This is a genomic window from Streptomyces sp. NPDC001902, assembly GCF_042891295.1.
GTDB lineage: Bacteria > Actinomycetota > Actinomycetes > Streptomycetales > Streptomycetaceae > Actinacidiphila.
The window spans coordinates 1-25,092 of sequence record NZ_JBIATA010000014.1 but is presented as its reverse complement, the minus strand read 5'-3'; the positions used below and the strand labels follow the sequence as shown (position 1 = coordinate 25,092).

Sequence of the window (25,092 nt, the reverse complement as noted above, 5' to 3'; positions counted from 1 at the left end):
GTTCTACCCTCGGACGGTGACCTCGCACAGGAGCCCGTCCGTCGCCGTCGTCGCCGACCCCCTGGGGACCGGCGGGCGGCTGCAGGCGCTGCGCGAGGACGGCACCGCGGACGGTCCCCCGCAGACCGTCGGCGACCTCGTGGCGGCCGTCGCCGAGCGCGAGGCCCGGCAGGCGCCGCGCTGGGTGTGGGCCGCCACCGACGAGATCTACCCGCCGCTGCTGGAGCGGCTCCCGGCCCGTCCGGCCCGGTGCCACGACCTCAAGCTCGTCGAGGCCCTGCTGCTCGGTGCCGAGGAGCGCTGGGGCCTGCCCCGTTCGCTGGGCGCCGGCTGGGCCCGGCTGCACGGACTCCCCGTGCCGGACGACGCGCGCGAAGGCGGCTCCGACGACCAGCCGGTGCTCTTCGCCGCCGACCGCCATCATCTGCCGCCGGGCACCGACCCGCTGGAGGCGGTGGTCGCCGTGCACGCCGACCAGCAGCGCCGGATCGCCCTGTCCGAGCACCCCGACCGGCTGCGCCTGCTGGCCGCCGCCGAGTCCGCCGGCGCCCTGGCCGCCGCCGAGATGGCCCGGGACGGCCTGCCCTGGAGCGCCGCCGCCCACGACGCGGTGCTCACCGGGCTGCTCGGCCCCCGCCCGGCGGGCGGTGTCCGCCCCAAGGTGCTGTCCGAGCTCGCCACCGGCATCCATGAGGCCCTGGGCCGCCCGGTGAACCCCGACTCGCCCGCCCAACTGCTGCCCGCCTTCGAGCGCGTGGGCGTGCGGATCACCTCGACCCGCTCGCATGTGCTGCGGGAGGTCGGGCATCCGGCCGCCGCGTTGCTGCTGCGCTACAAGGAGCTCTCCCGCATCCACAGCGCCCACGGCTGGGCCTGGCGTGAACAGTGGGCGCCCGCCGGGCGGTTCCACCCCGAGTACGTCGTCGGCGGTGTCGTCTCCGGCCGCTGGGCCACCCGCGGTGGCGGAGCGCTGCAGATCCCCCGGCAGATCCGCGCCGCCGTGGTCGCCGACCCCGGGCACCGGCTGGTCGTCGCCGACGCGGGCCAGCTGGAACCCCGCGTCCTGGCCGCCCTCTCCGGCGATCCCGGGCTGGCGGCGGCCGCCGCGGAGGGCGACCTGTACGCGGCCCTGGCGCGCACCGCGTTCGGGGGCGACCGCGCGCGGGCCAAACTGGGCCTGCTGGGCGCGATGTACGGCCAGACCAGCGGCGAGGTGGGGCCGCTGCTCGAGGTACTGCGCCGCCGCTTCCCGGACGCCATGCGCCTGGTGGAGTCCGCCGCCCGCACCGGCGAGGGCGGCGGTGTCGTCCGGTCCCACCTCGGGCGTACGTCACCGGCGCCGTCCGCCGACCGCCAGGAGCTCACCGACGCCCAGGCCCGCGCCTGGGGCCGCTTCACCCGCAACTTCGTCATCCAGGCCACGGCCGCGGAATGGGCGCTGGCCGTGCTGGCCTCCCTGCGCCGCCGCCTGGCCGCGCTCGACGGACGGCCGCACCTGGTGTTCTTCCTGCACGACGAGGTCATCGTGCACACCCCCCAGGAGCTGGCCCCCGCCGTGGAACACGCCGTCGCGGAGTCCGCGGAGGAGGCCCGGCGCCTGCTCTTCGGCCCGACGCCGGTGCCCTTCCCGCTGCACACCCATGTCGTCGAGTGTTACGCGGACGCCAAATGAGCGGCGCGCGGTCAGTCCGTCACGAGCAGGACCTCCAGGGTGCGCGGCCCGTGCACGCCCTCCACCCGGTCCAGTTCGATGTCGCTGGTGGCAGAGGGTCCGGAGATCCACGTCAACGGCCGGACGGGATCGAGCCGTTCCAGCGCCTGCGGCACCGAGTCCACGACCTGCTCCGGGACGCGCACGACGACGACGTGGTGGTCCGGGACGAGCGTGATCCTGCGCCGCCCCTGGTCGGGCCCGGCGTCCAGCACGATGGTGCCGGTCTCCGCGATCGCCACCGCGCAACCGGTGACGACGCTGTCGACGGCGTCCAGTTCGCGCGCTGTCAGCGCCGCGGAATCGGCCACCCGTTCCACGTCCTGCACCGCCGAGAGCCACTGCTCCGGAAGGCCGGGCGGGACGACGACCCGGCGGGCGCCGCGCGCGGCCAGCAGGCCGGCGAGGCGGCCGGGCAGCTCCTCGGCGGTGGCGCGGTGGACGATGGCACGGTAGTCGGCGAGGTTCTCGGCCAGCAGATCGGCGGTCTGCGCGGCGTCCCGCCGTCCGTGGACGCGCAGATAGTCACGGTCCACCGCGCCGCGCGCCGGTGCCGTCCCGTGGGGCGCGTCGGCGAGGGCGCGGCGGATCCGCCCCAGGACCTGGTCACGGGTGCTCACTTGGTGCCCTCCCTGCTCTCGGTGCTGCCGCTGCCGGCGGTGCCCGGCCCCCGGGTGCGCCGCCACCAGTCGCGGAAGGACTCGGCCGGCACCGATGGGATGTCCCGGGTGTCGGTCCACGCCTTCCCGGGCCCCGGCAGCCGGCTCGGGTGGAACCTGCGGGTCCGCGACGCCAGCCGCTGACCGGCGCGCAGCGCGGCCGGGTGGTCCAGCGTCCAGCGCGCCGCACGCATGGCCGCCCGCTCGGCCGCGTGGCCCTTGGCGGGTCTGAGCGTCACCTTGTTGCCCGCCCGGGTCGCCTCGCCACCCTGCACGACGCGTTCCCGCAGGTGGACCAGGACCTCCGGGATGTCGATGGCGACCGGGCACACCTCGTAGCAGGCGCCGCAGAGGGACGAGGCGTACGGGAGCGAGGCGTCGATCGCGGTGTCCGTGCCGCGGAGCTGCGGGGTGAGGATGGCGCCGATCGGCCCGGGGTAGGCGGACCCGTACGCATGCCCGCCGGCCCGCTCGTACACGGGGCAGACGTTGAGGCAGGCCGAGCAGCGGATGCAGCGCAGCGCCTGGCGGCCCACCTCGTCGGCGAGGGTGTCGGTGCGGCCGTTGTCGACCAGGACGAGGTGGAAGGTGCGCGGTCCGTCCTCGTCGGTGGTCCCGGTCCAGGTGCTCGTGTACGGGTTCATCCGCTCGGCCGTGGAGGAGCGCGGCAGGAGCTGCAGGAAGACCTCGAGGTCCCGCCAGCTCGGCAGCACCTTCTCGATGCCGACCACCGAGATCAGGGTCTCGGGGAGCGTCAGGCACATGCGGCCGTTGCCCTCGGACTCCACCACGACCAGGGTGCCGGTCTCGGCGATCATGAAGTTGGCGCCCGAGATGCCGACCTTGGCGCGCAGGAACTTCTCCCGTAGGTGGAGCCGTGCGGCCTCGGCCAGTTCGGCGGGGGAGTCGGAGAGCCCCTCGGGCGCCGGACGGCCCCAGCGGCCCATGGCCTCGTTGAAGATGTCCCGGATCTCGGAGCGGTTGCGGTGGATCGCGGGCACCAGGATGTGGCTCGGCCGGTCGTCGCCGAGCTGCACGATCAGCTCGGCCAGGTCCGTCTCGTAGGCGGAGATCCCGGCCTCGGCGAGCGCCTCGTTGAGACCGATCTCCTGGGTCGCCATGGACTTGACCTTGACGACCTCGGTCTCACCGGTGGCACGTACCAGGTCCGTCACGATGCGGTTGGCCTCGTCCGCGTCGACGGCCCAGTGGACGGTGCCACCCGCGGCGGTGACCGCCTCCTCCAACCGCACCAGGTAGTGGTCGAGATGGCGCAGCACGTCGTCCTTGATCTGCTTGCCCGCCGCGCGCAGTTGCTGCCAGTCGTCGAGTTCGGCGACGGCACGGGCCCGCTTGTCCCGGATGGTGTGGGTGGCGTGCCGCAGGTTGCCGCGCAGGGTCGTGTTGCGCACGGCCTCGCCGGCGGCGACGGGGAAGGCGGGCATGCCCAGGTAGGTGCCGCTCATCGGATGCCTCCATAGGGCTGCTCCTCGGTCGACGCGAGGATCTCGGCGAGGTGGACCGGCCGGACCTCGGAGCCGAGCCGGGCGAGGGTACCGCCGATGTGCATCAGGCAGGAGTTGTCCACCGTGCACACGGCGCGCGCGCCGGTGGAGGTGATGTTGCGGGCCTTGTCCGCGCCCATCGCCGCGGAGACGGCCGCGTTCTTGACGGCGAAGGTGCCGCCGAATCCGCAGCATTCCTCGGCGCCCGGCAGCTCGACCAGCTCCAGCCCCTTCACATGGCTGAGCAGCTCCACCGGGCGGCGGCCCAGCCCCAGCATCCTCAGGCCATGACAGGTCGGATGATAGGTGACGGGATAGGGGAAGTAGGCTCCGACGTCCGTCACCTTGAGCACGTCGGTGAGGAACTCGGTCAGTTCGTAGGTGCGGGGCACGACGGACGCGGCGACGGCGGCGAGACCCTCCCCGCGCCCCTCCGCGCGGGCCCGGTCGCCGATGCGGGGGTAGTTGTCCCGCACCATCGCGGCGCAGGAGCCGGACGGGGTGACGATGTAGTCGTACCCCTCGAAAGCCTTGGCGTACCGCGTGACCAGGGGCTCCGTCTCGTGCCGGTAACCGGTGTTGAACTGCGGCTGGCCGCAGCAGGTCTGCGCGGCGGGGAAGTCCACGGTCACCCCCAGCCGCTCCAGCAGGGTCACGACGGCCTTCCCCGTCTCGGGGTACAGCGTGTCGTTCACGCAAGTGACGAACAGTGCTACGCGCATGCGGCCTCCTCACGGTCGGCACGGCCACCCGTGGGCTCATACTGCCGTATACGCCCCACACTATGGGGCAGAGATCGGATGTCTGCGCGCCGCAGAAGGTGCCATTGACGAGCCATGTCGGGGTGTCCTAACGTCCCTGCCATCGATTGAAACCTTTCATATCAGACCCGAGAGGCCAGGGCCGACCGTGCAGCGCGTCTGTTTCCTGTTGAAGGTCCGCAAGGACCGTCTCGCCGAGTACCGCGAGCGTCACGCCGCGGTCTGGCCCGAGATGCTGGACGCCCTCTCCGCCACCGGCTGGCACAACTACTCGCTCTTTCTGCGTGAGGACGGCCTGCTCGTTGGCTACCTGGAGACCGAGGACTTCGCCGCCGCACAGGAGGCGATGGCGGCGACCGACGTCAACGCCCGCTGGCAGGCGGAGATGGCGGACTTCTTCGAGGCGCTGGACGGGGCCCGGCCCGACGAGGCCATGCGGCCGCTCACGGAGGTCTTCCACCTGGCATGACGCCGCAGCCGTAGCCGCGCGACGATCCGCCCCGCCCCCGAGGCCGTCGCTGCCGTTCCGCCGCTGCCGTTCGGTCGGCCGGACACAGTGGGCGCCGACGCCGTCACGAATGCGTAGCATGAACCCGCGGCCTGCGGCGGGCCGGCGGCAGGAGGTAGGGCGGAGCTCGTGACACGCATGGTGGGGATCAAGGACGTCGCCCGGCAGGCGGGCGTTTCGGTCGGCACGGTGTCGAACGTGATCAACCGGCCCGACATGGTCTCCGAGGACACGCGTGCCCGCGTGCTGTCGGTCATCGAGCAACTGGGCTACGTGCGCAGTGAGTCCGCCCGGCAGCTGAGGGCGGGCCGCAGCAGGATCATCGCGCTGCTCGTGCTCGACATGGCCAACCCCTTCTTCGTGGACGTCGCCTCCGGCGCCGAGCGGGCCGCCCGTGAGACCGGGCTCGGAGTGATGCTCTGCAACAGCGGCGAGAGCCCTTCGGAGGAGGCCGACTACCTCGGGCTCTTCGCCGAGCAGCGGGTGCGCGGTGTCCTGGTGACGCCCGCGGACACCAGCGGCCGGAACATCGCCTCCTTCCGGCGCCACGGCATCCCCTTCGTCTTCGTGGACCGCGTCGTGCCGAGCGCCGAGGCCTGCTCGGTGTCCGTGGACGACGTCGAGGGCGGCCGCCTCGCGGTCGACCACCTCATCGAACGCGGCCACGAACGCATCGTGTACGTCAGCGGTCCGATGCACCTCGCCCAGTGCCAGGACCGGCGCACAGGCGCCCTGGACGCGCTCGCCGCCGCCGGGCTCCCCGCCGGGTCCCTGGCGCACATCGAGGCGGAGCGGCTGGACGTCCCCTCCGGACGCGACGCCGGCGCCCGGCTCCTGGGGATGGCCAACCGCCCGACCGCCGTCTTCTGTGCCAACGACCTGCTCGCGCTGGGCGTGCTGCAGGCGCTGTACGCGGCGGGCATCGCGGTGCCCGAGGAGATCGCGCTGGTCGGTTACGACGACATCGAGTTCGCGGCGGCGGCCGCGGTGCCGCTGACGTCCGTGCGGCAGCCCGCTTACCGGATGGGCCGCGCGGCGGCCGATCTGCTCATCGAGGAGACCGGGGACGCGGCCGAGGAGCACGAGCACCGGCGCATCGTCTTCCAGCCCGAACTCGTCGTCCGGGGCTCCACCCTCGGCAAGAGCGGCCGCGCCGCCCGCTGAGCCCTCCGGGGGTGCCGGGCCGCGACGGCTTCGGTGGTCTTCGGCCGGCCGTCAGCCGGCCGCGGCCACCGCTTCCGGCGTCCGGGCCGCGTCCGGGGCGCGGTCCCGTCCCCGCAGGTAGGCGCGGATCTCGCGGGCCGCGCTGCGGCCGGCCCGGTTGGCGCCGATCGTGCTCGCGGAGGGGCCGTAGCCGATGAGGTGGACGCGTGGGTCGGCGGCGACCTGGGTGAGCCCCTCCAGGCGGATGCCGCCGCCGGGCTCGCGCAGGCGCAGCGGGGCGAGGTGGTCGAGCGCGGCACGGAAGCCGGTGGCCCACAGGATGACGTCGGCGGTGACGTGGCGGCCGTCCGCCCAGGTCACGCCGTCCGGGGTGATCCGCTCGAACATGTGGAGGCGTTCGAGGATGCCGCGCTCGCGGGCGCGCTCCATCGCCTCGGTCATGGGCAGCCCCGTCACGCTGACGACGCTCTGGGGCGGAAGGCCGTGCTTGACGCGTTCCTCGACCAGCGCGACCGCGGCCCGCCCCTGATCCTCCCCGAAGGGGCCGGTGCGGTACGCGGGCGGCCGCCGGGTCACCCAGGTCGTCGCGGCCGCGCCACCCGGCTCGTGGAGCTCCATGAGCAGCTGTACGGCCGAGGTGCCGCCGCCGACCACGATCACGTGCTTCCCGGCGAACTCCTCGCGCCCGCGGTACCCCGCCGTGTGCAGCTGGCGGCCGCGGAAGGCCTCCTGGCCCGGGTAGCGGGGGACGAAGGGCCGGTCCCAGGTCCCGGTGGCGTTGACCAGCGCGCGGGCAGCCCACGTGCCGGCGTCGGACTCGACCAGCAGGCGCCCGTCCGGGCCCTCGCGGACCGTGGAGACGTCGACCGGGCGGTGCACCCGCAGGTCGAAGGTGCGCTCGTAGCGGTCGAAGTACTCGGCGACGACCTCGGCGGACGGCCGGTCGGGGTCGGCGCCCTCCAGCTCCATGCCGGGCAGCGAGTGCACCCCGTGCGCCCTGCCGTACGTCAGCGTCGGCCAGCGGAACTGCCAGGCGCCGCCGGGGCCGGGGGAGTGGTCGAGGACGACGAAGTCCTCGTCCGGCCGCATCCCGTTCCGTCGCAGGAAGTACGCGCCCGAGAGCCCGGCCTGCCCGGCCCCGATGACGGCGACGTCCACATCCACATGGTTCACGTTTCCACCAACTACGGGCGTTCGTGGAAGCTTCCCGCGGACACCTCGCGCCGCAGCCGGGCCACCCGGGCGGCGGCCTCCTCCAGGCGGGACAGCGGCAGGTCGCCGTCGGCGACCGCGCGGGTGGCCGCGGTCCGGATGGCCTCCAGGACGCCCGCCCCGCAACGGGGCCCGAGCTGCAGCAGGTCCACGCCCGAGAGCCAGGCCAGGACGGCCGCGCCCGGTACGCCCCAGCCCTCCACGACCTCGTCGGTGTCCAGCGGTTCGCTGATCACGACCGCGCCGTCGCCGAACTCGTCCCGCAGCAGTTCGGTGACCGCGGGCCCGCTGAGCGCGGCCGGGACGTCGACGGTGACCGCCCCGGCCCGCTCCAGGCCGCGCCGGAGCCATTCCGGCGGTCTGCGGGTCCGGCCGACGGGCAGCAGGCAGACGTCGACCAGCGCGGCGACGCGGTGCGGTGCGTACACGTGGGGGTCCCCCTCTGGCGCTCGGGCGGGCGCTGCCGACCCTATCCCGCGGGACGGCAAGTGGTCCAGACCAATCGGGGGCGGCCGCCCGGATCAGGACAGCCGCCCCCCGTCGCACGGGGACCGTCAGCGCCCTCCGGAGAGCAGCAGCGGCGCCCCGCCCGGTGCGGACGCCGGACGGCCGTTCGCCGCGGGGACGCCCGCGAGCGGCGCGTCAGGCACCCTGTCGAGCAGCCCCCGTGCGGCCAGTTCGGGCATGACGCCCTCGCCGAACCAGTACGCCTCTTCCAGGTGCGGGTAGCCCGACAGCACGAAGTGGTCGATCCCCAGGGCGTGGTACTCCTCGATCCGGTCGGCGACCTCCGCGTGGCTGCCGACCAGCGCCGTCCCGGCCCCGCCGCGCACCAGGCCCACCCCGGCCCACAGGTTCGGCGAGATCTCGAGCCCGTCGCGCGAGCCGCCGTGCAGCGCCAGCATCCGCTGCTGGCCCACCGACTCGCTGCGCCCCAGCGCCTCCTGCGCGGCGGCGACCGTGTCCTCGTCGAGGTCGTCCAGCAGCCGCTCCGCCGTGGCCCACGCCTCCCTGGCTGAGTCGCGGGAGATCACGTGCAGGCGGATGCCGAAGCGCACCGTGCGCCCCTCCGCCTCGGCCAGAGCGCGGATCCAGTCGGTCTTCGCCTTCACCTGCTCCGGCGGCTCGCCCCAGGTCAGGTAGACGTCCGCGTGCCGGGCGGCGACGGGCCCGGCCGCCGGTGAGGAGCCGCCGAAGAAGACCTGCGGCACCGGGTCCGGCGGCAGCGCGGTCAGTCCGCCCTCCACCCGGTAGTGCTCTCCGTCGAAGTCGAACGGCCGGCCGCCCCACACCCCGCGCACCACCGACAGGAACTCGTCGGTGCGCGCGTAGCGGGCGTCGTGGTCCAGGTGGTCGCCGAAGCGCCGCTGTTCGGTGGAGTCCCCGCCGGTGACGACGTTGAGCAGCAGCCGGCCCCGGGTGATCCGCTGGTAGGTCGCCGCCATCTGCGCCGCCAGAACCGGTGAGACGACCCCCGGCCGGAAGGCGACCAGGAACTTCAGCCGCTCGGTGTGCTGCGACAGCGCGACGGTGGTCAGCCAGGCGTCCTCGCACCAGGTGCCGGTGGGCGTCAGCACGGCCTCGAAGCCGAGCTGGTCGGCCGCCCGCGCGATCTGCGCCAGGTAGTCGATGTCGGGCGCCCGCACCCCGGAGACTGGGGTGACGCGGGAGCGCTTGACGCCGCCGTCGGTGTAGGCATGCCGGTCCACCAGGGTGCGGCCGTCGCCTCCGGTGGGCAGGAACCAGTGCAGGTGCACGGACATGTGCGGCCCTCTCAGTAGGTGCGTGCGGCGGTGGTCGAGGCGGGCAGGTCGCCGTTGAAGCGGCGGTCGACGAAGTCGGAGAAGTCGACGTGCCGCGGGATGAGCCCGAGCTTCGCGAAGGTGTCGGCGATCTCCTGCTCCGAGGCGACGGCCGCGTCGTCGACCGCCACCGAGACCCGGGTGCCGTTGCTGCGCTTCACCGAGTCCAGGGCCACCTCGTACGGCAGCCCGGTCTCCTTGGCCCACACCTTGGCCCACTCCTCGGGGTGCTCGTAGACCCAGTCCTGGGCGCGCCGCAGACGCTCCAGGTAGTCGCCGATGGCGGCGGACTTCGCCTTGTCCGCGAGCGCGCCGGGTGCGGCGACCTGGAAGGCCAGGCCGTTGACGCGCCCCGTACCGGTGGTCAGCACCCGCGCGCCGTTGGCGCGCAGCACCTGGGAGGTGTACGGGTCCCAGATCGCCCAGGCGTCGACCTTGCCGCCGCTGAAGGCGGCCAGGGCGTCGGCAGGCTGCAGATAGCTGACGTCGACGTCGTCGAGCGCCAGCCCGGCGGCCTGCAGCGAGGCGATCAGCTGGTAGTGCGCGGAACTGCCCTGGGCGACGGCGATGCGCTTGCCCTTGAGGTCGGCGGGCCGCTTCAGCGCAGAGCCCTTCGGGACGACGATGGCCTCGCCCTCGGAGGAGCCGTGCGAGGCCGCCACCACCGTGATCCTCGAACCGGAGCCCGCGGCGAAGACCGGCGGGGTGTTGCCCACCCCGCCGATGTCCACCGCCTTGGCGTTGACCGCCTCCAGCAGTGGTGGCCCGGAGGTGAAGGTCGACCACTTGATGCGGTACGTGAGGTGGTCGAGCTCGCCCGCCGCGCGCAGGACGGCCTCGGAACCGCCCTTCTGGTCGCCGACGTTCAAGGTGACCGAGCCCTTGCCGTCGGTGCCGTCACCGGCGCCGCCCACGGTGCTGTCGGCGGTGGAGACGCCGCAGGCGGAGAGCAGGAGGGCGAGCGGGAGCAGCAGGGCGGGGGCGATGCGCCGGGTTGTCTTCATGGTGGGTCCGTCGTCCTTCTCGTGAGGGTGGGTCAGGCGGCTTCGGCGGCCGTCGGAGCGTCGACGCCGAGTTCGGCCAGCAGACGGGAGCGCAGGGCGGTGAAACCGGGGTCGCCGACGTCGCGCGGACGGGGCAGCGCGACCGGGGTGTCGTGGGCGATGACCCCGTCCCGCATGACCAGGGCACGGTCGGCGAGGAGCAGGGCCTCGTCCACGTCGTGCGTGACGAGCAGCACCGCGCAGCCTCGGCGCTGCCACAGCTGGGCGACGAGGCGCTGCGCCTTGATGCGGGTCAGCGCGTCCAGCGCGCCGAACGGCTCGTCGAGCAGCAGCAGATCGGGTTCGCGCACCAGCGCCCGGGCGAGCGAGGCACGCTGGGCCTCACCGCCCGACAGCGTCTTGGGCCAGGCGCCGGACCGCTGCCGCAGCCCGACCTCCTCCAGCGCGGCCTCTGCCAGCGCCCGTTCGGGCCGTCCCGGCAGGCCGAGCAGGACGTTGCGCCACACCCGCTTCCACGGCATCAGGCGCGGCGCCTGGAAGGCGACGGCACGCCTGTCCGGCACCAGCACGGTGCCCTCGATCTCCCGGTCGAGCCCGGCCAGGACGCGCAGCAGTGTGCTCTTGCCGCAGCCGCTGCGGCCGAGCAGGGCGGTGAACTCGCCGGGCCGCAGGGTGAGGTCGAGGCCGTCGATGACGGGCCGGCCGCCGAAGGAGCGGGTCAGCCCCGTCACGCGCACGGCCGCGGCCGCGGGACCGGCCGCGGGACCGGCCGCGGCGGCGTCGGCTCCGTCGGCTCCGGCGGCGTCGCGGCTCACTGGCCGGTGAAGGTCGGTCGCCATTGCAGCAGCAGCCTTTCGAGGGAGCGGACGACGATGTCGGCGGTGAGGCCGAGGAAGGCGTAGACGACGAGGCAGACCACGATCACGTCGGTCCGCAGGAAGTCCCGCGCCTGCGTCATCAGGAAACCGATGCCGTCGGAGGCGTTGATCTGCTCCCCGAAGACCAGCGCGAGCCACGCGGTCGCGAGCGAGTAGCGCAGCCCCGTCATCGCGCCGGGCAGCGCGCCCGGCAGCACGACGTGCCGGACCAGCCCCCAGCGCGACAGGCCGAGCGAGGTGCCCGCCTCGATCAGTTGCTCGTCGACGCCGCGGATCCCCGCGTAGACGTTGAGGTAGAGGTGGAAGGCGACGCCGAGCGCGATGAGGGTGACCTTCGGTGCCTCGCCGATGCCGAGCCAGATGATGAACAGCGGGATCAGGCCGACGAACGGCACCGCGCGCAGCATCTGCACGCTCGCGTCGACCAGGTCCTCGCCCAGGCGGGACAGCCCGGACAGCAGGGCCAGGGCGATGCCGGCCGCACCGCCGAGGAGCAGCCCGACCACCACGCGCTGCAGCGACACCGCCATGGCGGAGGTCAGTTGACCGCTCGTCACGAGGTCGGCCGCCGTGCCGGCGATGGTGCCCGGCGAGGCCAGGACGTCCGGCCGCAGCACACCGGTCGTGCTGAGCGACTGCCACACCGCGAGCAGGAGCAGCGGCCCCGTGGTCCGCCGCAGCCAGCGGGGCAGTGAGCGGCGGCGGGCGGAGACGGGTACCACGGGGCGCAGTTCGGGAGCGGTCGTGGAAGGGACGACGGAAGGGGCGGCGTCAGGAGGGACGTCGGCTGACATGGCGGAAATGTCCGGTGGCGCTTTGCTGATGCTCATGGGAAGGCTCCACGTCGGGGAGGCGGTGAGCGGGCGCGCACGCCCCCGCGTCCGCGAAACCGGTCAGGCGCAGGCGCAGGTGCTGGCGCTACGACTTGTCACGGGAACGCGGACGGGGGCGGTGCGGGGAGGGCCCGAAAGGCGCACGGAAACGGCGTGCGAGAAAGGCACGCCAAGAGGTGGGGAAGCGTCAGCAGCCGCGGCGACAGGCGGCGGAGGCCACCCGCAACAGGTCGATGTGACCGCGCGTGGTGAGCAGAACGGGACGCGACATGTCCACGACCGTAGCCAGGCCGTCCACATGGCGTCAACGGCGTCTCGGCCCTCGGAACGCCCGCGCCACCCCCGCCACGCGGCAGGCTCCCGGGTGGGCCACCATGGTCACATGGCCGACGCTTTCTCCACCCGCACCCTCGACGTCACCACCGGCAGCCGGGAGACGGTCCACGACCTGACCGGCGCCTGCGCCGACTTCCTCGACGACGTCGCCCACGGACGCGACGGGCTGCTCAACGTGTTCGTCCCGCACGCCACCGCCGGGATCGCCGTCATCGAGACCGGCGCGGGCAGCGACGAGGACCTGCTGGCCGCGCTCCACGACCTGCTCCCCGCCGACGACCGCTGGCGCCACCGCCACGGCAGCCCCGGCCACGGCCGCGACCACGTGCTGCCCGCCATCGTCCCGCCGCACGCCACGCTCCCGGTGATCGGCGGCCGGCTGGAGCTCGGCACCTGGCAGTCCGTCGTCCTGGTCGACACCAACCGCGACAACCCACGGCGCCAGGTCCGGCTGAGCTTCCTGGCGTGAGCCGCTCCAGCGCTCCGCTCCGGCTTACGGGGTGAGTTGTCGCTGCAGCTCCGCATGGCGGAACTCGTAGGCCTGGCCTGACCGGCGGAGTACCCCGTGGTGCATGTGCGCGTCCTTCAGGAACCGCGAAAGCCTCCAGGGAAGGCGCCCCCGTACAGCGAGGCAGGAGCGCACCACCATCGCGGGCGCCCAGATGGTGAACACGTAGGCGATGCCTTCACCCGTCCTGCCCAGGACCGTCAGGCGCGCTCCGAGCTCCACTGCGTCCTCGGAGCCGGAGACCGTACCGGCTGCCACGCCTGACATGATGCCGACACCCGCCGCGGTCCAGAGCCAGGCGGTGCGGTTGCTTCCGGGGGCGGTGACGGCGGCGGCCGCGAGCGCGGCCATGGTCCCGGTGAACAGCGCCGTCGTACTGCCGATGACGGCGCCTACGAGCCGCGTCGACACGGCGTCCTCCAGGTACCACCAGGCCCGGTCTGGTGCGTGGCCCCCGTGCGGGGTGAGCCGCTGGGCGAGAAAGGCGAGCCACTTTCTGACCTTCGTCAGTTGTCTTGGGTGGCGCGTCCACAGGCAGCGTTGCGAACGGTCGCGGTGCGGGCGGTACAACGTGGGGATCAGCTCGGTCAGCAGGTGCCGTTCGACCTGCTGGCGGGACCGGCGGCACAGTTCATCAGGACCTCGACCGGCGCCGTCGAGGTCGTCGTGCTCCAGCCGGTACACGGCGACGGCGAGGCTCACCATGAGCGGGGACCTGAACGCCCCGTTCACGCCGGAACCGTCGTGGTCCATCTCCACCAGCACGCTGCGCCAGCGGTCCTCTGCGGCAGCTTCCCCGCCCGCTGCGTCGGTCAGGTACTTCTTCACGTCACCCAAGGCCACAGGGCCCAGCTCGATGCCCGCTGCCCCCCTGAGCCGCACCGGGTTGCGGGTCGTGGGCCCGACGGTCTCCCGGTACTCCGTGGTGCGGCTGGTCAGTACGACACCGGCGAAGAAGTCCAGGTCGTCGTTGATCCGCGTGATCGCCGTGCGTCGCCGGGACTCCGGGATCTCGTCGAGGCCGTCGATCAGGAGCATGACCCTGCGTTCGTCGACCAGTTGCCGTGCGCAGCTCTGTGAGCCGGCCGCTCCGCCGTACGGGCGCTTGAGATCGGGGAACTGCTCGCCGATCTGGTCGACCACCCAGTCCAGGAATCGCCCGTCCCTGCCGGACCAGTCGGCAAGCGGCAGCAGCACGGGCACTTGCTCCCCGGGTCCGCCCCGATCTGCTGTCAGCCGCAGTGCCAACCTGATGAGCAGCGTGGTCTTGCCCGCTCCCTTGTCGCCCAGGACGACCAGACGCCTCGTCGGAATCCCGGCGAGGACGTCGGCGACCTGGTTGCCGGTGCCGCACAGCCTGGTCGCGTGGGGACTCTCCGAACTCGCCGGCCGGCGCCATTCCGCGGCCTCCCGCGCGATCCGGTCCCAGTCCGTCACCAAGTGCTCGTCAGCGGCATCCCATGGCACCGGTAGCGGAACGGGGTCGATGAGGCCCCGCCGGTGGGCCTCATCGGACCAGAATCTCCGTGTGTCTTGCGCGAGGCGTTCCGTGACCTCGTCGATCGACAGCGTGAACGCGGTGTCGGAACGGTCCCCCTGCATCGCCTTGCCCGCCATGTACAGCGCTGGGACGCCGACGATGACGGGGACTCCCACTGCTCCCACGACGGCGCTCTGGCCGGCTGCCACGTAGAGGGCCCATGCCGCCGCGATGGAGCCCAGGAACACCGCGCCGCACACAAGTCCCGTTCTGCGGTCCGGACGTCCGTATCTCCCCACGCCACCATCTTCCCCACCGGCGGCGCCCACCACCCAGGGAACCGGTCAGACGGGCCGCCCCCCGTCGCAGGCGGCACGCAGATGGTGCGGTCCCAGAAGGAGACGTCCACCATCAGGATCGCCTGAACGAGGCACGAAGCGGCGGCGCACGCCGCCCGGTCGCGCTGCTCCTCGGGGGGCCCGGTGTCGTAGAAGAGCGTCTCCTCGCGATGGAGTTCGAACATGTCGGGGTGAGGAACGCGCACTGCGCGTATCCCTGGCACCGGTTGAGGTCGACGACCCGGTGGCCGGCAGGTCCGCCCAGGCGACAGCGGGCCGAGACATCGTGCCGGGCGGGCAGAGCGACGTGTTCCGGGGACATGCCGTCGAGCAGCACGGCCTTCGACACGGGCGGCCGGTCGTGGGGGGCGTTCCGACTCCTCGCCGATGATCGTCAGGGGCCGCTTCACGGGGTCCGCCGCCTCCTGCTGCCGCCGCGGCGGTCGGGGCGCCGGGCGAAGCCGACCCCGTGCACCACCATTAACCGCAGGGTTGCCGGCGCACCATGCGGGTGCCGGGCGTCACCCGGGGAGCGCGTCAGCCGGTCAGCCAGTCCATGACCGCCCGGGCGTCGAAGGCGTCCTGCCCTCCGCGCACCAGAAGGCCGGCCGTCGCGAAGGCGGGGTCGTCGGCCTGCGCGGCCAGGTAGGGGACGGCGACGCAGCGCATGCCCGCCCGGTGCGCCGCCTCCGCGCCGGGTGGCGCGTCCTCGACGACCACGCAGTCCGCCGGGTCCACGTCGAGCCGGGCCGCCGCCTCCAGGAACACGTCCGGGGCGGGCTTGCCGCGGCCGACCTCCTCCGCCGAGACCACGGTCGTCAGCCGGGCGTCCAGCCCGGTGCCCGCCAGCACCGCCCGGATCGCCTCGCGCGACGAGCCCGAGGCCACCGCCATGGGGTGCCCGGCCTTCGCCAGCAGTTCGACGAACGCGCGCATCCGCGGGAACACGTCCGTGGCCCCGCGGGCCAGCTCCAGGTAGAGCCGGTTCTTGCCGTCCAGCAGCTCCTGGACGGAGGCCGAAAGGCCGTACTCCTCGCGGAGGGTCTCCAGCGTCTCCTTGGTGCCGATGCCGATGAAGCGCCGGTGCTGCTCCCAGGTGAAGTCGTCCACGCCGTGCGCGGCCAGCAGCCGGCGGCCCGCCTCGAAGTAGTTGGGCTCGCTGTCCACGAGGGTGCCGTCGAGGTCGAATATCACCGCGGGGAGCGTCATGCCTCCCAGCATGCCAAGCCGGCGATCACGGCGTGCGCCCGGCCGCGGCGTCCCGGCCGACCTCCCGTACCAGCGGCAGCATCCGCTGCGGCACCCGCTCGCGCAGCGCGACCTCCGTGCGGGTGCGCACCACACCCGGCACCTGGACCAGACGCTGGATCACGTCCTCCAGGTGCGCGGCGTCCCGGGCGACCACCCGGGTGAGCAGGTCGCCGCCGCCGGTGATCGAGAACGCCTCGATGATCTCGGGTACGGCGGCCAGGGCCGCGCCCGTGGCGTCCAGATGGCCCTGGGTCACCTCCAGGTGGACGAAGGCCAGCACCCGGTACCCCAGGGCCTCGGGCGACAGCCGCGGGCCGTACCCGGTGATCACCCCGTCCCGTTCCAGCCGGTCGAGCCGCGCCTGCAGGGTCCCGCGCGCCACACCCAGGATGCGGGCGTACTCGCGGACGCTGGTGCGCGGCTGTTCCAGCAGCAGTGCCAGGATGCGGGCGTCCAGCTCGTCGGCGGGCACGGGACGCTGCCTCGCGCCGCTCAGAGGAGGGCGTCGATGGTGATCGGCAGTTCGCGGATGCGCTTTCCGGTGGCGTGGTACACGGCGTTGGCGATGGCGGGTGCGATGCCGACCAGACCGACCTCGCCGACGCCCTTGGTGCCGGTCGGTGTGCCGCGGTCGGGCTCGCCGACGAAGAGCACGTCCAGCTCGGGGATGTCGGCGTTCACGGCGACGAGGTAGTCGGCGAAGGTCCCGTTGGCGATGCGGCCGGTGCGCGGGTCGGTGACCGTGTCCTCGAACAGGGCCATGCCGATCCCGCCGACCGTCCCGCCGATGATCTGGCTCCTGGCGGTCTTCTCGTTGAGGATGCGGCCGCCGTCGATCGCGGACACCACCCGCGCGACCCGGACGAGGCCGAGGTCGGCGTCGACGCGTACCTCGACGAACTTCGCGCCGTAGGCCCCGGCCGGGGACATGCCGATGGCAGCAGGGTCCGGGGGCGTGCTGCTCCCGGTCGCCGTCAGCTGGGGCAGCTCGTGCCGGGAGAGGATGTCCGCGTACGACTCCCCGCGGTCCGGGCGGCCCACCAGGTGCACCCTGCCGCCGGAGGCCTCGACGTCCTCGGGGGAGGCGCCCAGCAGTGGGGAGTCGGCGTCCCCGCGCGCGAGGTCCGCGAACAGGCCCACCAGTTTGCGGCAGGCGTCGTGAACGGCGTTGCCGAGCGCGCCGGTCAGGCCGGAGCCACCCGCCATCATCGAGTCGGGCATGTCGGAGTCGCCGAGGTCGAAGCGGACCCTGTCCAGGGGCAGGCCCAGTTCCTCGGCGGACAGCTGGGCCATCACGGTGTACGTGCCGGTGCCGATGTCGGTCGCCGCGCTGCGCACGAACGCGCTGCCGTCGCGGTTGACGGTCGCCTCGGCCATGCACGGCGTCGCGAAGTACGGGAACATCGCGCTCGCCATTCCGTAGCCGACGAGCCAGTTGCCGTCGCGCATGGACCGCGGCTCCGGGTTCCGGTCGGCCCAGCCGAAGCGCCGCGCGCCGGCCTCGTAGCACTCCAGGATCGCCTTCCCGGACCAGGGAAGCCCGTTGCGCGGGTCGACCTCGGTGTGGTTGCGGATCCGCAGCTCCAGCGGGTCCATGCGCAGGGTGTACGCCAATTCGTCGAGGGCCGATTCCAGCGCGAAGCTGCCCTGCGCCTCGGCCGGGGCGCGCATCGACGTCGGTACGGCGATGTTGAGCTTGGCCTGCTGGTCCCGGGTGATCACGTTCGGGCACCGGTAGGCGAACGAGGTCCCGTGGGAGAACGGCTCGAAGTCGTTGTCCTCCATGCTCAGCGAGCTGAGGCTGCGGTGGTCGAGGGCGACCAGGTCGCCGTCGCGCGTGGCGCCCATGCTGAGCCACTGCACGCCGCTGGGACGGTGCCCCACGGAGGTGAACATCTGCGGCCGGGTCAGCACGAGCTTGACCGGGCGCTTGGTCGACCGGGCGGCCATGGCGGTGAGGATCACGTGCGGCCACGCCCGCAGCCCGGCACCGAAGCCGCCGCCGACGTAGGGCACCAGCACCCGAACCGAACTCTCGGGGATGCCGAAGACCATGGACAAGGTGGTGCGCACCATCGACGGCCACTGGCTGGTGTCGTGGACGGTGAGGGTGTCCTCCTCCCACACGGCCAGCGTGGCGAACAGCCCGAGCGGGTTGTTGGTGTTGTCCGCCGTGAGGTAGGTGCCGCGCACGATGACGTCGGCGGCCTCCAGGGCGGCGGCCACGTCGCCGCGCGAGTGGTCCATCTTCCACGGGTCGACCACATGCTGCGCCCTCGGGTCCTGCAGGTCCAGCAGCGGCTCACCGGCCTCGTACTCGGCGTGCACCAGCCGCGCCGCGGCGGCGGCCTGCTCCGGCGTCTCGGCCACCACGAAGGCGATGTGCTGCCCGTGGTGCATGATCCGGTCGTTGCGCAGGGGGGCGGGCGGCGACTGACCGAGCACCGTCGTGGGGCCGGTGCCTACCTGCGGGGCGTTCTCGTGGGTGAGCACCGCGATCACGCCGGGCGAGCGTTCGGCCTCCTCGGTGTCCATGCGGACGATCCGGCCCGCGGCGATGGTGCTCTGCACCAGGGCGCCGTAGGCCTGGCCGTGGACGTTGAAGTCCATCGGGTAGGGGGCGGCGCCCGTGACCTTGCGCGGTCCGTCGACCCGGTTGACGCCCGCACCGACCAACGGCCTGCTCTCGACCGTGCTCATGCCGTCACTCCTGACACTGTCTGCAGCTCGCGGACGAGGGTCCGGCGGGCCAACGGCACCTTGAACGCCGTGCCGGGCACGGTCCAGGCGTCGCGCATCGTCGCCTCGGACGCGTCCAGGAAGGTCGCCGACGTGGCCGGAGCGCCCGTCAGCACGTGCTCGGCCTCGTAGGCCCGCCAGGGTTTCGAGCCCACCCCGCCCAGCCCGACCCGGGCCTGACGGATCGTGCCGTCCTCCACGACGAGCACCACCGCGGCCGAGGTCAGGGCGAACTCGTACGACATCCGGTCGCGGACCTTGAGGTAACCCGAGCGGGCGGACGGCGGCGGGAGCGGGATCTCGACCTCGGTGATCAGCTCGGCGTGCTCCAGGACGTTCTCCCGTTCCGGACCCTCGTCGGCCGTGACGTAGAACTCCGTGAGGGGGACGCTGCGCCGGCCCGACAGCCCCTGGACGTGCACGACCGCGTCGAGCGCCACCAGGGCGACGGCGAGGTCGGAGGCGTGCAGCGCGATGCAGTTCTCGTTCACGCCGAGCACCGCGTGCATCCTGGCCGCGCCCTGCACGGCCGCGCAGCCCGTGCCCGGTGCGCGCTTGTTGCACTCGAGCACCATGGGGTCGCGGAAGTAGCGGCAGCGGGTGCGCTGCAGCAGGTTGCCGCCGATGGTGGCCATGTTCCGCAGCTGCACCGAGGCGCCCATCAGGAGGGCCTCGCGCACCACGGGCAGCCGCTCGGCGACCGTGGCGTCGGCGGCCAGCTCCTCCATCGTGGCCAGCGCCCCGACGTGGAGCGACTCGCCGCGCCGCTCGATGCCGTGCAGCGGGAGCCGGGTGATGTCGATCAGCGTCGGCGGTTCCAGGACCCCGTCCTTCATCAGGTCCAGCTGGGTCGTGCCGCCCGCGAGGCAGGAGGCCGCCGGGTCCTCCGCCAGCAGCCGTACGACCTCCTGGGCGTCGGTCGCCCGCACGTACTCAAAGGTGCGCATCGTAACCTCCCCCGGACGCCGCTTCGCGGATCGCGGCCACGATGTTGGGATAGGCACCGCAGCGGCACAGGTTGCCGCTCATGAACTCCCGGATCTCCTCGTCGGAGCCGGTCCTGCCCTCGGCCATCAGCGCCACCGCGGACATGATCTGGCCGGGGGTGCAGAAGCCGCACTGGAAGCCGTCGTGGTCCATGAAGGCCCGCTGCACCGGGTGCGGTCCGTCCGCGCCGCCGACGCCCTCGATGGTGGTGATCGCCCGGCCCTCGGCCTGGGCGGCCAGTGTCAGGCAGGACAGCACTCTCCTGCCGTCGAGATGGACCGTGCACGCGCCGCAGGCTCCCTGGTCACAGCCCTTCTTCGTGCCCGTCAGGCCCAGCCGGTCGCGCAGCGCGTCCAGCAGCGTGACCCGGGTGTCCAGGCGAAGGGTGTACGACCGGCCGTTGACGTCGAGTGTCACGACCCGCTCGATGGTTCCGGGACGGTCCACGTCCCGCTCGCTCGCCACGTCCCTCATCGCGTCCTCCTCCGGACGGGTCGGGTACGACTCGAGCCCCTCCTGGGGCGGATCCGGTGAGTTGGTTCGTCAGGCGCCGTTAAAAGGCGGGATCGACTTTTCGCGTCAATACGTCCGCCTTTCACATCAATATACGCCGAATGGGCGTTTCGGCATGGGCCAGTGGTCCGGCCCCGCCCTGGCCGCGCGATCGACGGCCGGGCCAATGGCCCAGTGGAACGGGGCTCGCTTGAGCCAAGGGCCCTGAGGATGTTTTCCTGGAGGCGACGCTGGCGTTGCGGGAGGTACGAGGCCCCGCAGCGCCTTTTCCATGCGCGGACACGCACCGCGGCACGAACGAGGGGGCAGGGCGGGCACGTGGTGAGGCGCATGTTCATCGCACCGGACCCGGGACGCGCACGGCTGCGCAGCGCCTCGCGCGCGGTCCTGGGCATCGCGGGGGCGGTCGCCGCCGTGGCGGCGGCCGGGCTGCCGCTGCCCGCCGTCGTGGTCGGCGGTCTGGCCGCGCTGCTGGCGCTGTTCGTCGTCACCGACCCCGGGCCGGCCCGGCAGGCCGCGACGACCGCGCTGATGCCCGCGGTGGGCTTCCCCGTCCTCGCGCTGGCCGCCTGGCTGCATCCGTACCCGGGCGCACGGGACGCGGCCTTCCTCGCGGTGGTCTACGCCCGGCGCTGGGGGGGGCGCGGCCACGCCCTGGGCGTCTTCGCGTTCATGATGTTCTTCATCGCCCAGTTCCTGCGGGCCGGTCCTGGACTGCTGCCGGAGCTGTACGGGGCCGTGGGCCTCGGGCTGGGCTGCGCGGCCCTCGTCCGCTTCGGCCTGTGGTGCTACGAGCGGGGGGCCGTCCCGGCGCCCGCCGTCGTCCTGCCCCAGTCCCGGGGGTTGCGCCGTCCGACGACCCGGCAGGCGTTCCAGGCGGTGCTCGCGGGCGGGATCGCGGTGGCGGTGGGCCAGGCGCTGTCCGAGGACCGCTGGTACTGGGCGGTCGGCACCGCCTGGTGGATCTTCGTGAACACCGCCTCGCGGGGCGAGACCCTCGTGCGGGGCTTCCGCCGCGTCCTGGGCACCGTCACCGGCATCGTCGCCGGGCTCGCGGTGGTGCTCCCGCTGCACGGGGCGCCCGCGCCGACCGCCGCACTGGTCGCCGTCTGCGTCTTCGGGATCTTCTACACCGCCCCGGTCTCGTACAGCTGGATGATGTTCTTCGTGACGGTGATGGCGGGGCTGCTCTACGGCCTGCTCGGCATCCTCCACCCCGGGCTGCTGGCGCTGCGGCTGGGGGAGACCGCCGTCGGCGCCCTGGGCGCGGCCGTCGCGGTCCTGGTGGTGCTGCCGGTGACCACGCACGCGGCGACCGACGCCTGGATCCGCCGCGCGCTGCACGCGGTCCACGACTTCACCGGCGAGGCCGCCCGTCACCTCGCCGGCGGCCCGGGCGACGACCTGGCCCGCCACGTGGCGGAACTCGACGTCCTCCTGGACCGGGTGCGGGCCGCCGTCGCCCCGCTGGTGCACCCGCTCAGCCCGATGCGGCACCGCAAGGCCCGGGCCCGTACCGTCCTCGCCCTGCTCGACGAGTGCGCCCGTCAGGTCCGCGGCCTCGCGGAGGTCGTGGCCGACCCGTCGGCCTGCCACGACGAGCGCCTCACTGCGGCCTGCCACCGGGTCGAGATCGCCGTCCGGCGCCTGGTGCCCCCGGGTACGGCCGGGAGCGGTGCTCCGGCGCCCGGAACGGCCGCCGGGGACGCCGTGGGCCCGCACCCGCACGCCGATCGGGCCCTGGAGCACCTGCGCAGCCTCGAGACGGCCCTCAGCGGGCTGGCCGCCCCCCTCGGCGCCCCCGCGCGTCCCGCGCGGACCGGGGAGCCCGTCTGACGCGCGCGGCAGGGGCGTGCCCCTTCCGCGCGCAGGCCCATCGGCGGCGCCGGGCGTGCGTGCCGGGTTCGTGTGCGCCCCCGGGCGGATCGGGACCGGTCACGGTCGCCAGGTGACCGGATTGCGTCCAACCTGCGTCGTGATGTGTCAATTCACCTGATTCTGAGCCCTGTTCGGCGCGGCGTGCCAGGATGACTGACTCCGGACAAGCGGTGAGACCGAATCCAGTCTCGTGCCGTATCCGCGGACCGTGGGGCAAACGGTTCGCGCAGGGCGGTCTTGGGGGTGCCAGGCGTGCTGAGATTTCTGCGCCGTACCGGGGGGAAGAACGAACGGCCTACCGGGCCGGGCCGCGTGCCGCCCCCGGCGGAGCACGCGCGGATGGACGGCCCGGAGCCGCTGGCCGGCTGTCCGGCCGGACACCCGCAGGCGGCGGAAGAGGACGCCGATGCGCGTCCCCAGGACGCGGCGGCCTCCTGCCCCGTCGACGGCGCGGCCGGTCAGGGCGCCGCTCCGGCCGTCCTGCACAAGGACGTGGACGTCCGCGCGCTGGCCACGGACTTCCTGCGGCAGTACCACCACGAGCTGCCCGGTGCCGCCGGCGACCCGCAGCAGCGGCTCGCCGCGGTACTCGCCGAGATCGACGCGACGGGCACCTACCGGCACACCCACGAGGAGCTCGTCTTCGGCGCGCGCGTCGCCTGGCGCAACAGCAACCGCTGCATAGGGCGCCTGTACTGGAACTCCCTGCAGGTCCGCGACCGCCGCCACGTCGCCACCGCGCGCGGGGTGGCCCTGGAGGCCGCCGCCCACCTGAGGGTCGCGGCCAACGGCGGGCGGATCCGCCCGGTCATCACCGTCTTCGCCCCGGACGCGCCGGACCGCCCCGGCCCGCGGATCTGGAACGACCAGCTCATCCGCTACGCCGGCTACCCCCGGCCCGACGGCGGAGTGCTCGGCGACCCCGGCAACACCGGCATCACCGAGGTGGCCCGGCGGCTCGGCTGGTCCGGCGGTCCCGGTACGCCCTTCGACGTCCTGCCGCTGGTCGTGCAGGGCGGAGCCGAACCGCCGCGCCACTTCCCGCTGCCGGCGGACGCGGTCCTGGAGGTGCCGATCGTGCACCCGGAGTTCGACTGGCTCGCGGAGTGGGGCCTGCGCTGGCACGCCGTCCCGGCGATCTCCTCCATGTGCCTGGAGATCGGCGGCGTCTGTTACCCGGCCGCGCCCTTCAACGGCTGGTACATGGGCACCGAGATAGGCGCCCGCAACTTCGCCGACACCGACCGCTACGACCTCCTGCCGCGCTTCGCCGACCGCCTCGGCCTGGACACCGGCAGCGACCGCTCGCTGTGGCGCGACCGGGCCCTGGTCGAGCTCAACCGGGCCGTGCTGCACTCCTTCGACCGCGTCGGCGTCACCATCACCGACCACCACACCGAATCCCGGCGCTTCCTCGCGCACATCGAACGGGAGGAGCGCAAGGGCCGTCCCGTGCCCGCCGACTGGTCGTGGATCGTGCCGCCCATCTCCGGCTCGGCCACCGGCGTCTTCCACCGCTACTACGACACCGGCGACCTGACCCCCGCCTACGTCCACCACCCCGAGTCGCTCGCCCTCGCCCGCGGCGAGACGCTGGTGTGACGGGGGCAACGGGATCAGTTTCCGGCCACTGCGTTACTCTCAGCCGCCGTACAGACAATCAGCGGAAGAGGTACGGCAGTGGCCGGGCACGTTTACATCGGGTCGTTCACCTCGGCGGGCGGCAAAGGGCTGACCACCGCCGCCGTCGACCCCGATTCGGGAGCGCTGACGGTGCTGCGCGCCGACTCCGCGGTGGAGGACCCCTCCTTCCTGGTGCTCTCCGAGGACAGCGGCCTGCTCTACGCCGTCAGTGAGCACGCCGAGACCGGCGGCGCGGCCGTGTTCTCGCTGCGCGACCCCGCCCGCCCCGAACCGCTGGGCGCCACGGTGCCGGTGGGCGGCGGCGCGCCCACCCATCTGTGCCTGCACCGGGGACACCTGCTCACCGCCAACTACGCCTCCGGCACCATCAGCGTGCTGCCGGTCGACGACCGCGGCGCGCTCGGCGGGCCGCGCCACGTCCTGGAGCACGAGGGCGACGGCCCCGACCCGGAGCGGCAGGAGGGCCCGCACGCCCACATGGTGCTGCCCGACCCCTCCGGGCGCTGGGTGCTCAGCGTGGACCTCGGCACGGACTCCGTGCGCGTCTGCGAACTCGACCCGGACAGCGGGGAGCTGGAGGTGGAACGCGAGATGGGCCTGCGCTCCGGCACCGGACCGCGGCACCTCACCTTCCACCCGCGCGGCGACCGCGCCTACGTCATGAACGAGCTGGAGTCCGTGGTGACGGTCTGTCACTGGGACCCGGAGGTGGGCCGTCTGAAGCCCGTCGCCGAGGTCTCCGTGCTGCCCGCGGACGCCGCAGGCCCGAACTACCCCTCCGAGCTGGTCGTCTCGCCCGACGGCAGGTTCGCCTGGGCCGCCAACCGAGGGCACAACAGCATCGCGGTGCTGTCCGTCGACGACAGCGGTGACCGGCTGGAGCTGCTGGAGACGGTGGACTGCGGCGGCGACTGGCCGCGCCACCTGACCCTCGACCCCTCAGGGAAGCGGCTCTACGCGGCCAACGAGCGCTCCGGCGAGGTCAGCTGGTTCGACGTGGACCCGGTCACCGGTACGCCCAAGCTCGCCGGCTCGGTGGCCGTCCCGGCCGCGTCCTGCGTGGTCTTCGGCTGACGGCGGCTTCCCCGTACGCGCAACGGCGTGGGGGGGGGGGCCCCCGGGGCCCGGGGGGGCCCCCCCCCCCGGGGGGGGGGCGGGGGCGGGGGGGGGGGGGCGGGCGGCCCCCCCCCCCCCCGGGGGGGGCCCCCCGCGGGGGGGGGGTGGGGGTGGTGCGGGTGGAGGGGTTCGAGCACGTCGTCGATCATCCAGGGGTATATCTGGCCGGGGCCGCCTTGGTGGTGGGGGCCCCGCGACCCCGCCGGGGGCTCCTGCCCCCGCCGGTACTTGCCGGTCAGCACACCCTGCGCGATCGGCGAGAAGA

The 25,092-nt window shown here is 73.5% G+C and carries 23 protein-coding genes and 1 pseudogene; 7 read left to right on the top strand and 17 right to left on the bottom strand.

The genetic code is table 11. The features are described 5' to 3' along the window. Window positions 1–16: 16 nt before the first annotated feature. On the top strand, window positions 17–1,672 hold the full coding sequence (locus ACFYYN_RS22720; protein WP_500547292.1) for a bifunctional 3'-5' exonuclease/DNA polymerase: 1,656 nt from the start codon (window positions 17–19) through the stop codon (window positions 1,670–1,672). A gap of 11 nt (window positions 1,673–1,683) precedes the next feature. Here ACFYYN_RS22720 and ACFYYN_RS22715 read toward each other — a convergent pair whose 3' ends face one another. From ACFYYN_RS22715 to ACFYYN_RS22705, 3 genes are read right to left on the bottom strand one after another with little or no spacing between them, the layout of a single operon-like run. Next, entirely contained in the window at window positions 1,684–2,331 is a 648-nt protein-coding gene (locus tag ACFYYN_RS22715; protein ID WP_500547291.1) for a LutC/YkgG family protein, read from the bottom strand. Then, window positions 2,328–3,836, bottom strand: coding sequence for a LutB/LldF family L-lactate oxidation iron-sulfur protein (locus ACFYYN_RS22710; RefSeq protein ID WP_500547290.1), 1,509 nt, complete (start codon window positions 3,834–3,836; stop codon window positions 2,328–2,330). Before ACFYYN_RS22710 ends, ACFYYN_RS22715 begins: the two co-directional genes overlap by 4 nt. Beyond that, complete coding sequence (locus tag ACFYYN_RS22705; protein WP_500323273.1) at window positions 3,833–4,597, bottom strand: (Fe-S)-binding protein; 765 nt, start codon at window positions 4,595–4,597, stop codon at window positions 3,833–3,835. Before ACFYYN_RS22705 ends, ACFYYN_RS22710 begins: the two co-directional genes overlap by 4 nt. 187 nt (window positions 4,598–4,784) lie before the next feature. Between ACFYYN_RS22705 and ACFYYN_RS22700 the strand changes: the two genes are divergently transcribed. Both ACFYYN_RS22700 and ACFYYN_RS22695 read left to right on the top strand, forming a co-directional pair. Further along, complete coding sequence (locus ACFYYN_RS22700; protein WP_386992943.1) at window positions 4,785–5,105, top strand: L-rhamnose mutarotase; 321 nt, start codon at window positions 4,785–4,787, stop codon at window positions 5,103–5,105. Window positions 5,106–5,282: 177 nt separating this feature from the next. After that, window positions 5,283–6,308 (top strand): LacI family DNA-binding transcriptional regulator, encoded by a 1,026-nt coding sequence (locus ACFYYN_RS22695; protein WP_500547418.1) that lies wholly within the window; start codon window positions 5,283–5,285, stop codon window positions 6,306–6,308. A gap of 51 nt (window positions 6,309–6,359) precedes the next feature. Here the strand turns inward: ACFYYN_RS22695 and ACFYYN_RS22690 are convergent, their stop codons facing one another. The 7 genes from ACFYYN_RS22690 to ACFYYN_RS22660 all read right to left on the bottom strand — a co-directional run bounded on the left by ACFYYN_RS22690 (window position 6,360) and on the right by ACFYYN_RS22660 (window position 12,308). Continuing rightward, complete coding sequence (locus ACFYYN_RS22690; protein WP_500547417.1) at window positions 6,360–7,472, bottom strand: NAD(P)-binding domain-containing protein; 1,113 nt, start codon at window positions 7,470–7,472, stop codon at window positions 6,360–6,362. 20 nt (window positions 7,473–7,492) lie between these two features. After that, complete coding sequence (locus ACFYYN_RS22685; RefSeq protein WP_499515480.1) at window positions 7,493–7,948, bottom strand: hypothetical protein; 456 nt, start codon at window positions 7,946–7,948, stop codon at window positions 7,493–7,495. A 126-nt stretch (window positions 7,949–8,074) separates the two neighbouring features. Continuing rightward, window positions 8,075–9,283 (bottom strand): LLM class flavin-dependent oxidoreductase, encoded by a 1,209-nt coding sequence (locus ACFYYN_RS22680; RefSeq protein WP_500547289.1) that lies wholly within the window; start codon window positions 9,281–9,283, stop codon window positions 8,075–8,077. A gap of 11 nt (window positions 9,284–9,294) precedes the next feature. After that, the gene (locus ACFYYN_RS22675) at window positions 9,295–10,326 is read right to left on the bottom strand and encodes an ABC transporter substrate-binding protein (RefSeq protein WP_500547288.1); all 1,032 of its coding nucleotides are present in this window, start codon (window positions 10,324–10,326) and stop codon (window positions 9,295–9,297) included. Window positions 10,327–10,358: 32 nt separating this feature from the next. Then, complete coding sequence (locus tag ACFYYN_RS22670) at window positions 10,359–11,165, bottom strand: ABC transporter ATP-binding protein (protein ID WP_500547287.1); 807 nt, start codon at window positions 11,163–11,165, stop codon at window positions 10,359–10,361. Beyond that, a complete protein-coding gene (locus ACFYYN_RS22665; RefSeq protein WP_500547286.1) occupies window positions 11,138–12,034 on the bottom strand; it encodes an ABC transporter permease in 897 nt (298 codons plus the stop codon). Before ACFYYN_RS22665 ends, ACFYYN_RS22670 begins: the two co-directional genes overlap by 28 nt. Window positions 12,035–12,224: 190 nt before the next feature. Continuing rightward, on the bottom strand, window positions 12,225–12,308 hold the full coding sequence (locus ACFYYN_RS22660) for a putative leader peptide (RefSeq protein ID WP_354795648.1): 84 nt from the start codon (window positions 12,306–12,308) through the stop codon (window positions 12,225–12,227). A gap of 111 nt (window positions 12,309–12,419) precedes the next feature. Here ACFYYN_RS22660 and ACFYYN_RS22655 point away from each other — a divergent pair, with 111 nt between their 5' ends. Beyond that, window positions 12,420–12,842, top strand: coding sequence for a secondary thiamine-phosphate synthase enzyme YjbQ (locus tag ACFYYN_RS22655; RefSeq protein ID WP_500547285.1), 423 nt, complete (start codon window positions 12,420–12,422; stop codon window positions 12,840–12,842). A gap of 24 nt (window positions 12,843–12,866) precedes the next feature. On the opposite strand, the gene ACFYYN_RS22650 is transcribed toward ACFYYN_RS22655, so the two are convergent. The 7 genes and pseudogenes from ACFYYN_RS22650 to ACFYYN_RS22620 form a co-directional block, all read right to left on the bottom strand. Continuing rightward, entirely contained in the window at window positions 12,867–14,621 is a 1,755-nt protein-coding gene (locus ACFYYN_RS22650; protein WP_500547284.1) for an NACHT domain-containing protein, read from the bottom strand. A gap of 149 nt (window positions 14,622–14,770) precedes the next feature. Continuing rightward, a pseudogene (locus ACFYYN_RS22645) lies at window positions 14,771–14,964 on the bottom strand (ferredoxin); the annotation flags it as partial. A gap of 272 nt (window positions 14,965–15,236) precedes the next feature. Beyond that, complete coding sequence (locus ACFYYN_RS22640; protein WP_500547283.1) at window positions 15,237–15,908, bottom strand: HAD family hydrolase; 672 nt, start codon at window positions 15,906–15,908, stop codon at window positions 15,237–15,239. Between the two features lie 25 nt (window positions 15,909–15,933). After that, window positions 15,934–16,422: an Lrp/AsnC family transcriptional regulator gene (locus ACFYYN_RS22635; RefSeq protein ID WP_499515487.1), complete on the bottom strand. Its 489-nt coding sequence runs from the start codon at window positions 16,420–16,422 to the stop codon at window positions 15,934–15,936. A 20-nt stretch (window positions 16,423–16,442) separates the two neighbouring features. Further along, window positions 16,443–18,650, bottom strand: a complete 2,208-nt coding sequence (locus ACFYYN_RS22630; RefSeq protein ID WP_500323285.1) for a xanthine dehydrogenase family protein molybdopterin-binding subunit — start codon at window positions 18,648–18,650, stop codon at window positions 16,443–16,445. Further along, entirely contained in the window at window positions 18,647–19,636 is a 990-nt protein-coding gene (locus ACFYYN_RS22625) for an FAD binding domain-containing protein (protein WP_500323286.1), read from the bottom strand. The genes ACFYYN_RS22630 and ACFYYN_RS22625 overlap by 4 nt, the downstream gene beginning before the upstream one ends. Next, on the bottom strand, window positions 19,623–20,150 hold the full coding sequence (locus tag ACFYYN_RS22620) for a (2Fe-2S)-binding protein (protein WP_500323288.1): 528 nt from the start codon (window positions 20,148–20,150) through the stop codon (window positions 19,623–19,625). The genes ACFYYN_RS22625 and ACFYYN_RS22620 overlap by 14 nt, the downstream gene beginning before the upstream one ends. A gap of 369 nt (window positions 20,151–20,519) precedes the next feature. Here ACFYYN_RS22620 and ACFYYN_RS22615 point away from each other — a divergent pair, with 369 nt between their 5' ends. From ACFYYN_RS22615 to ACFYYN_RS22605, 3 genes are all read left to right on the top strand, one after another. Then, entirely contained in the window at window positions 20,520–22,025 is a 1,506-nt protein-coding gene (locus ACFYYN_RS22615) for an FUSC family protein (protein WP_500547282.1), read from the top strand. A gap of 381 nt (window positions 22,026–22,406) precedes the next feature. Further along, window positions 22,407–23,669 carry a nitric oxide synthase oxygenase gene (locus ACFYYN_RS22610; protein WP_500547281.1) on the top strand — a complete coding sequence of 421 codons (1,263 nt, stop codon included), beginning with the start codon at window positions 22,407–22,409 and terminating at the stop codon, window positions 23,667–23,669. Between the two features lie 78 nt (window positions 23,670–23,747). Further along, the gene (locus ACFYYN_RS22605) at window positions 23,748–24,785 is read left to right on the top strand and encodes a lactonase family protein (protein ID WP_500547280.1); all 1,038 of its coding nucleotides are present in this window, start codon (window positions 23,748–23,750) and stop codon (window positions 24,783–24,785) included. Window positions 24,786–25,092: the final 307 nt, after the last annotated feature.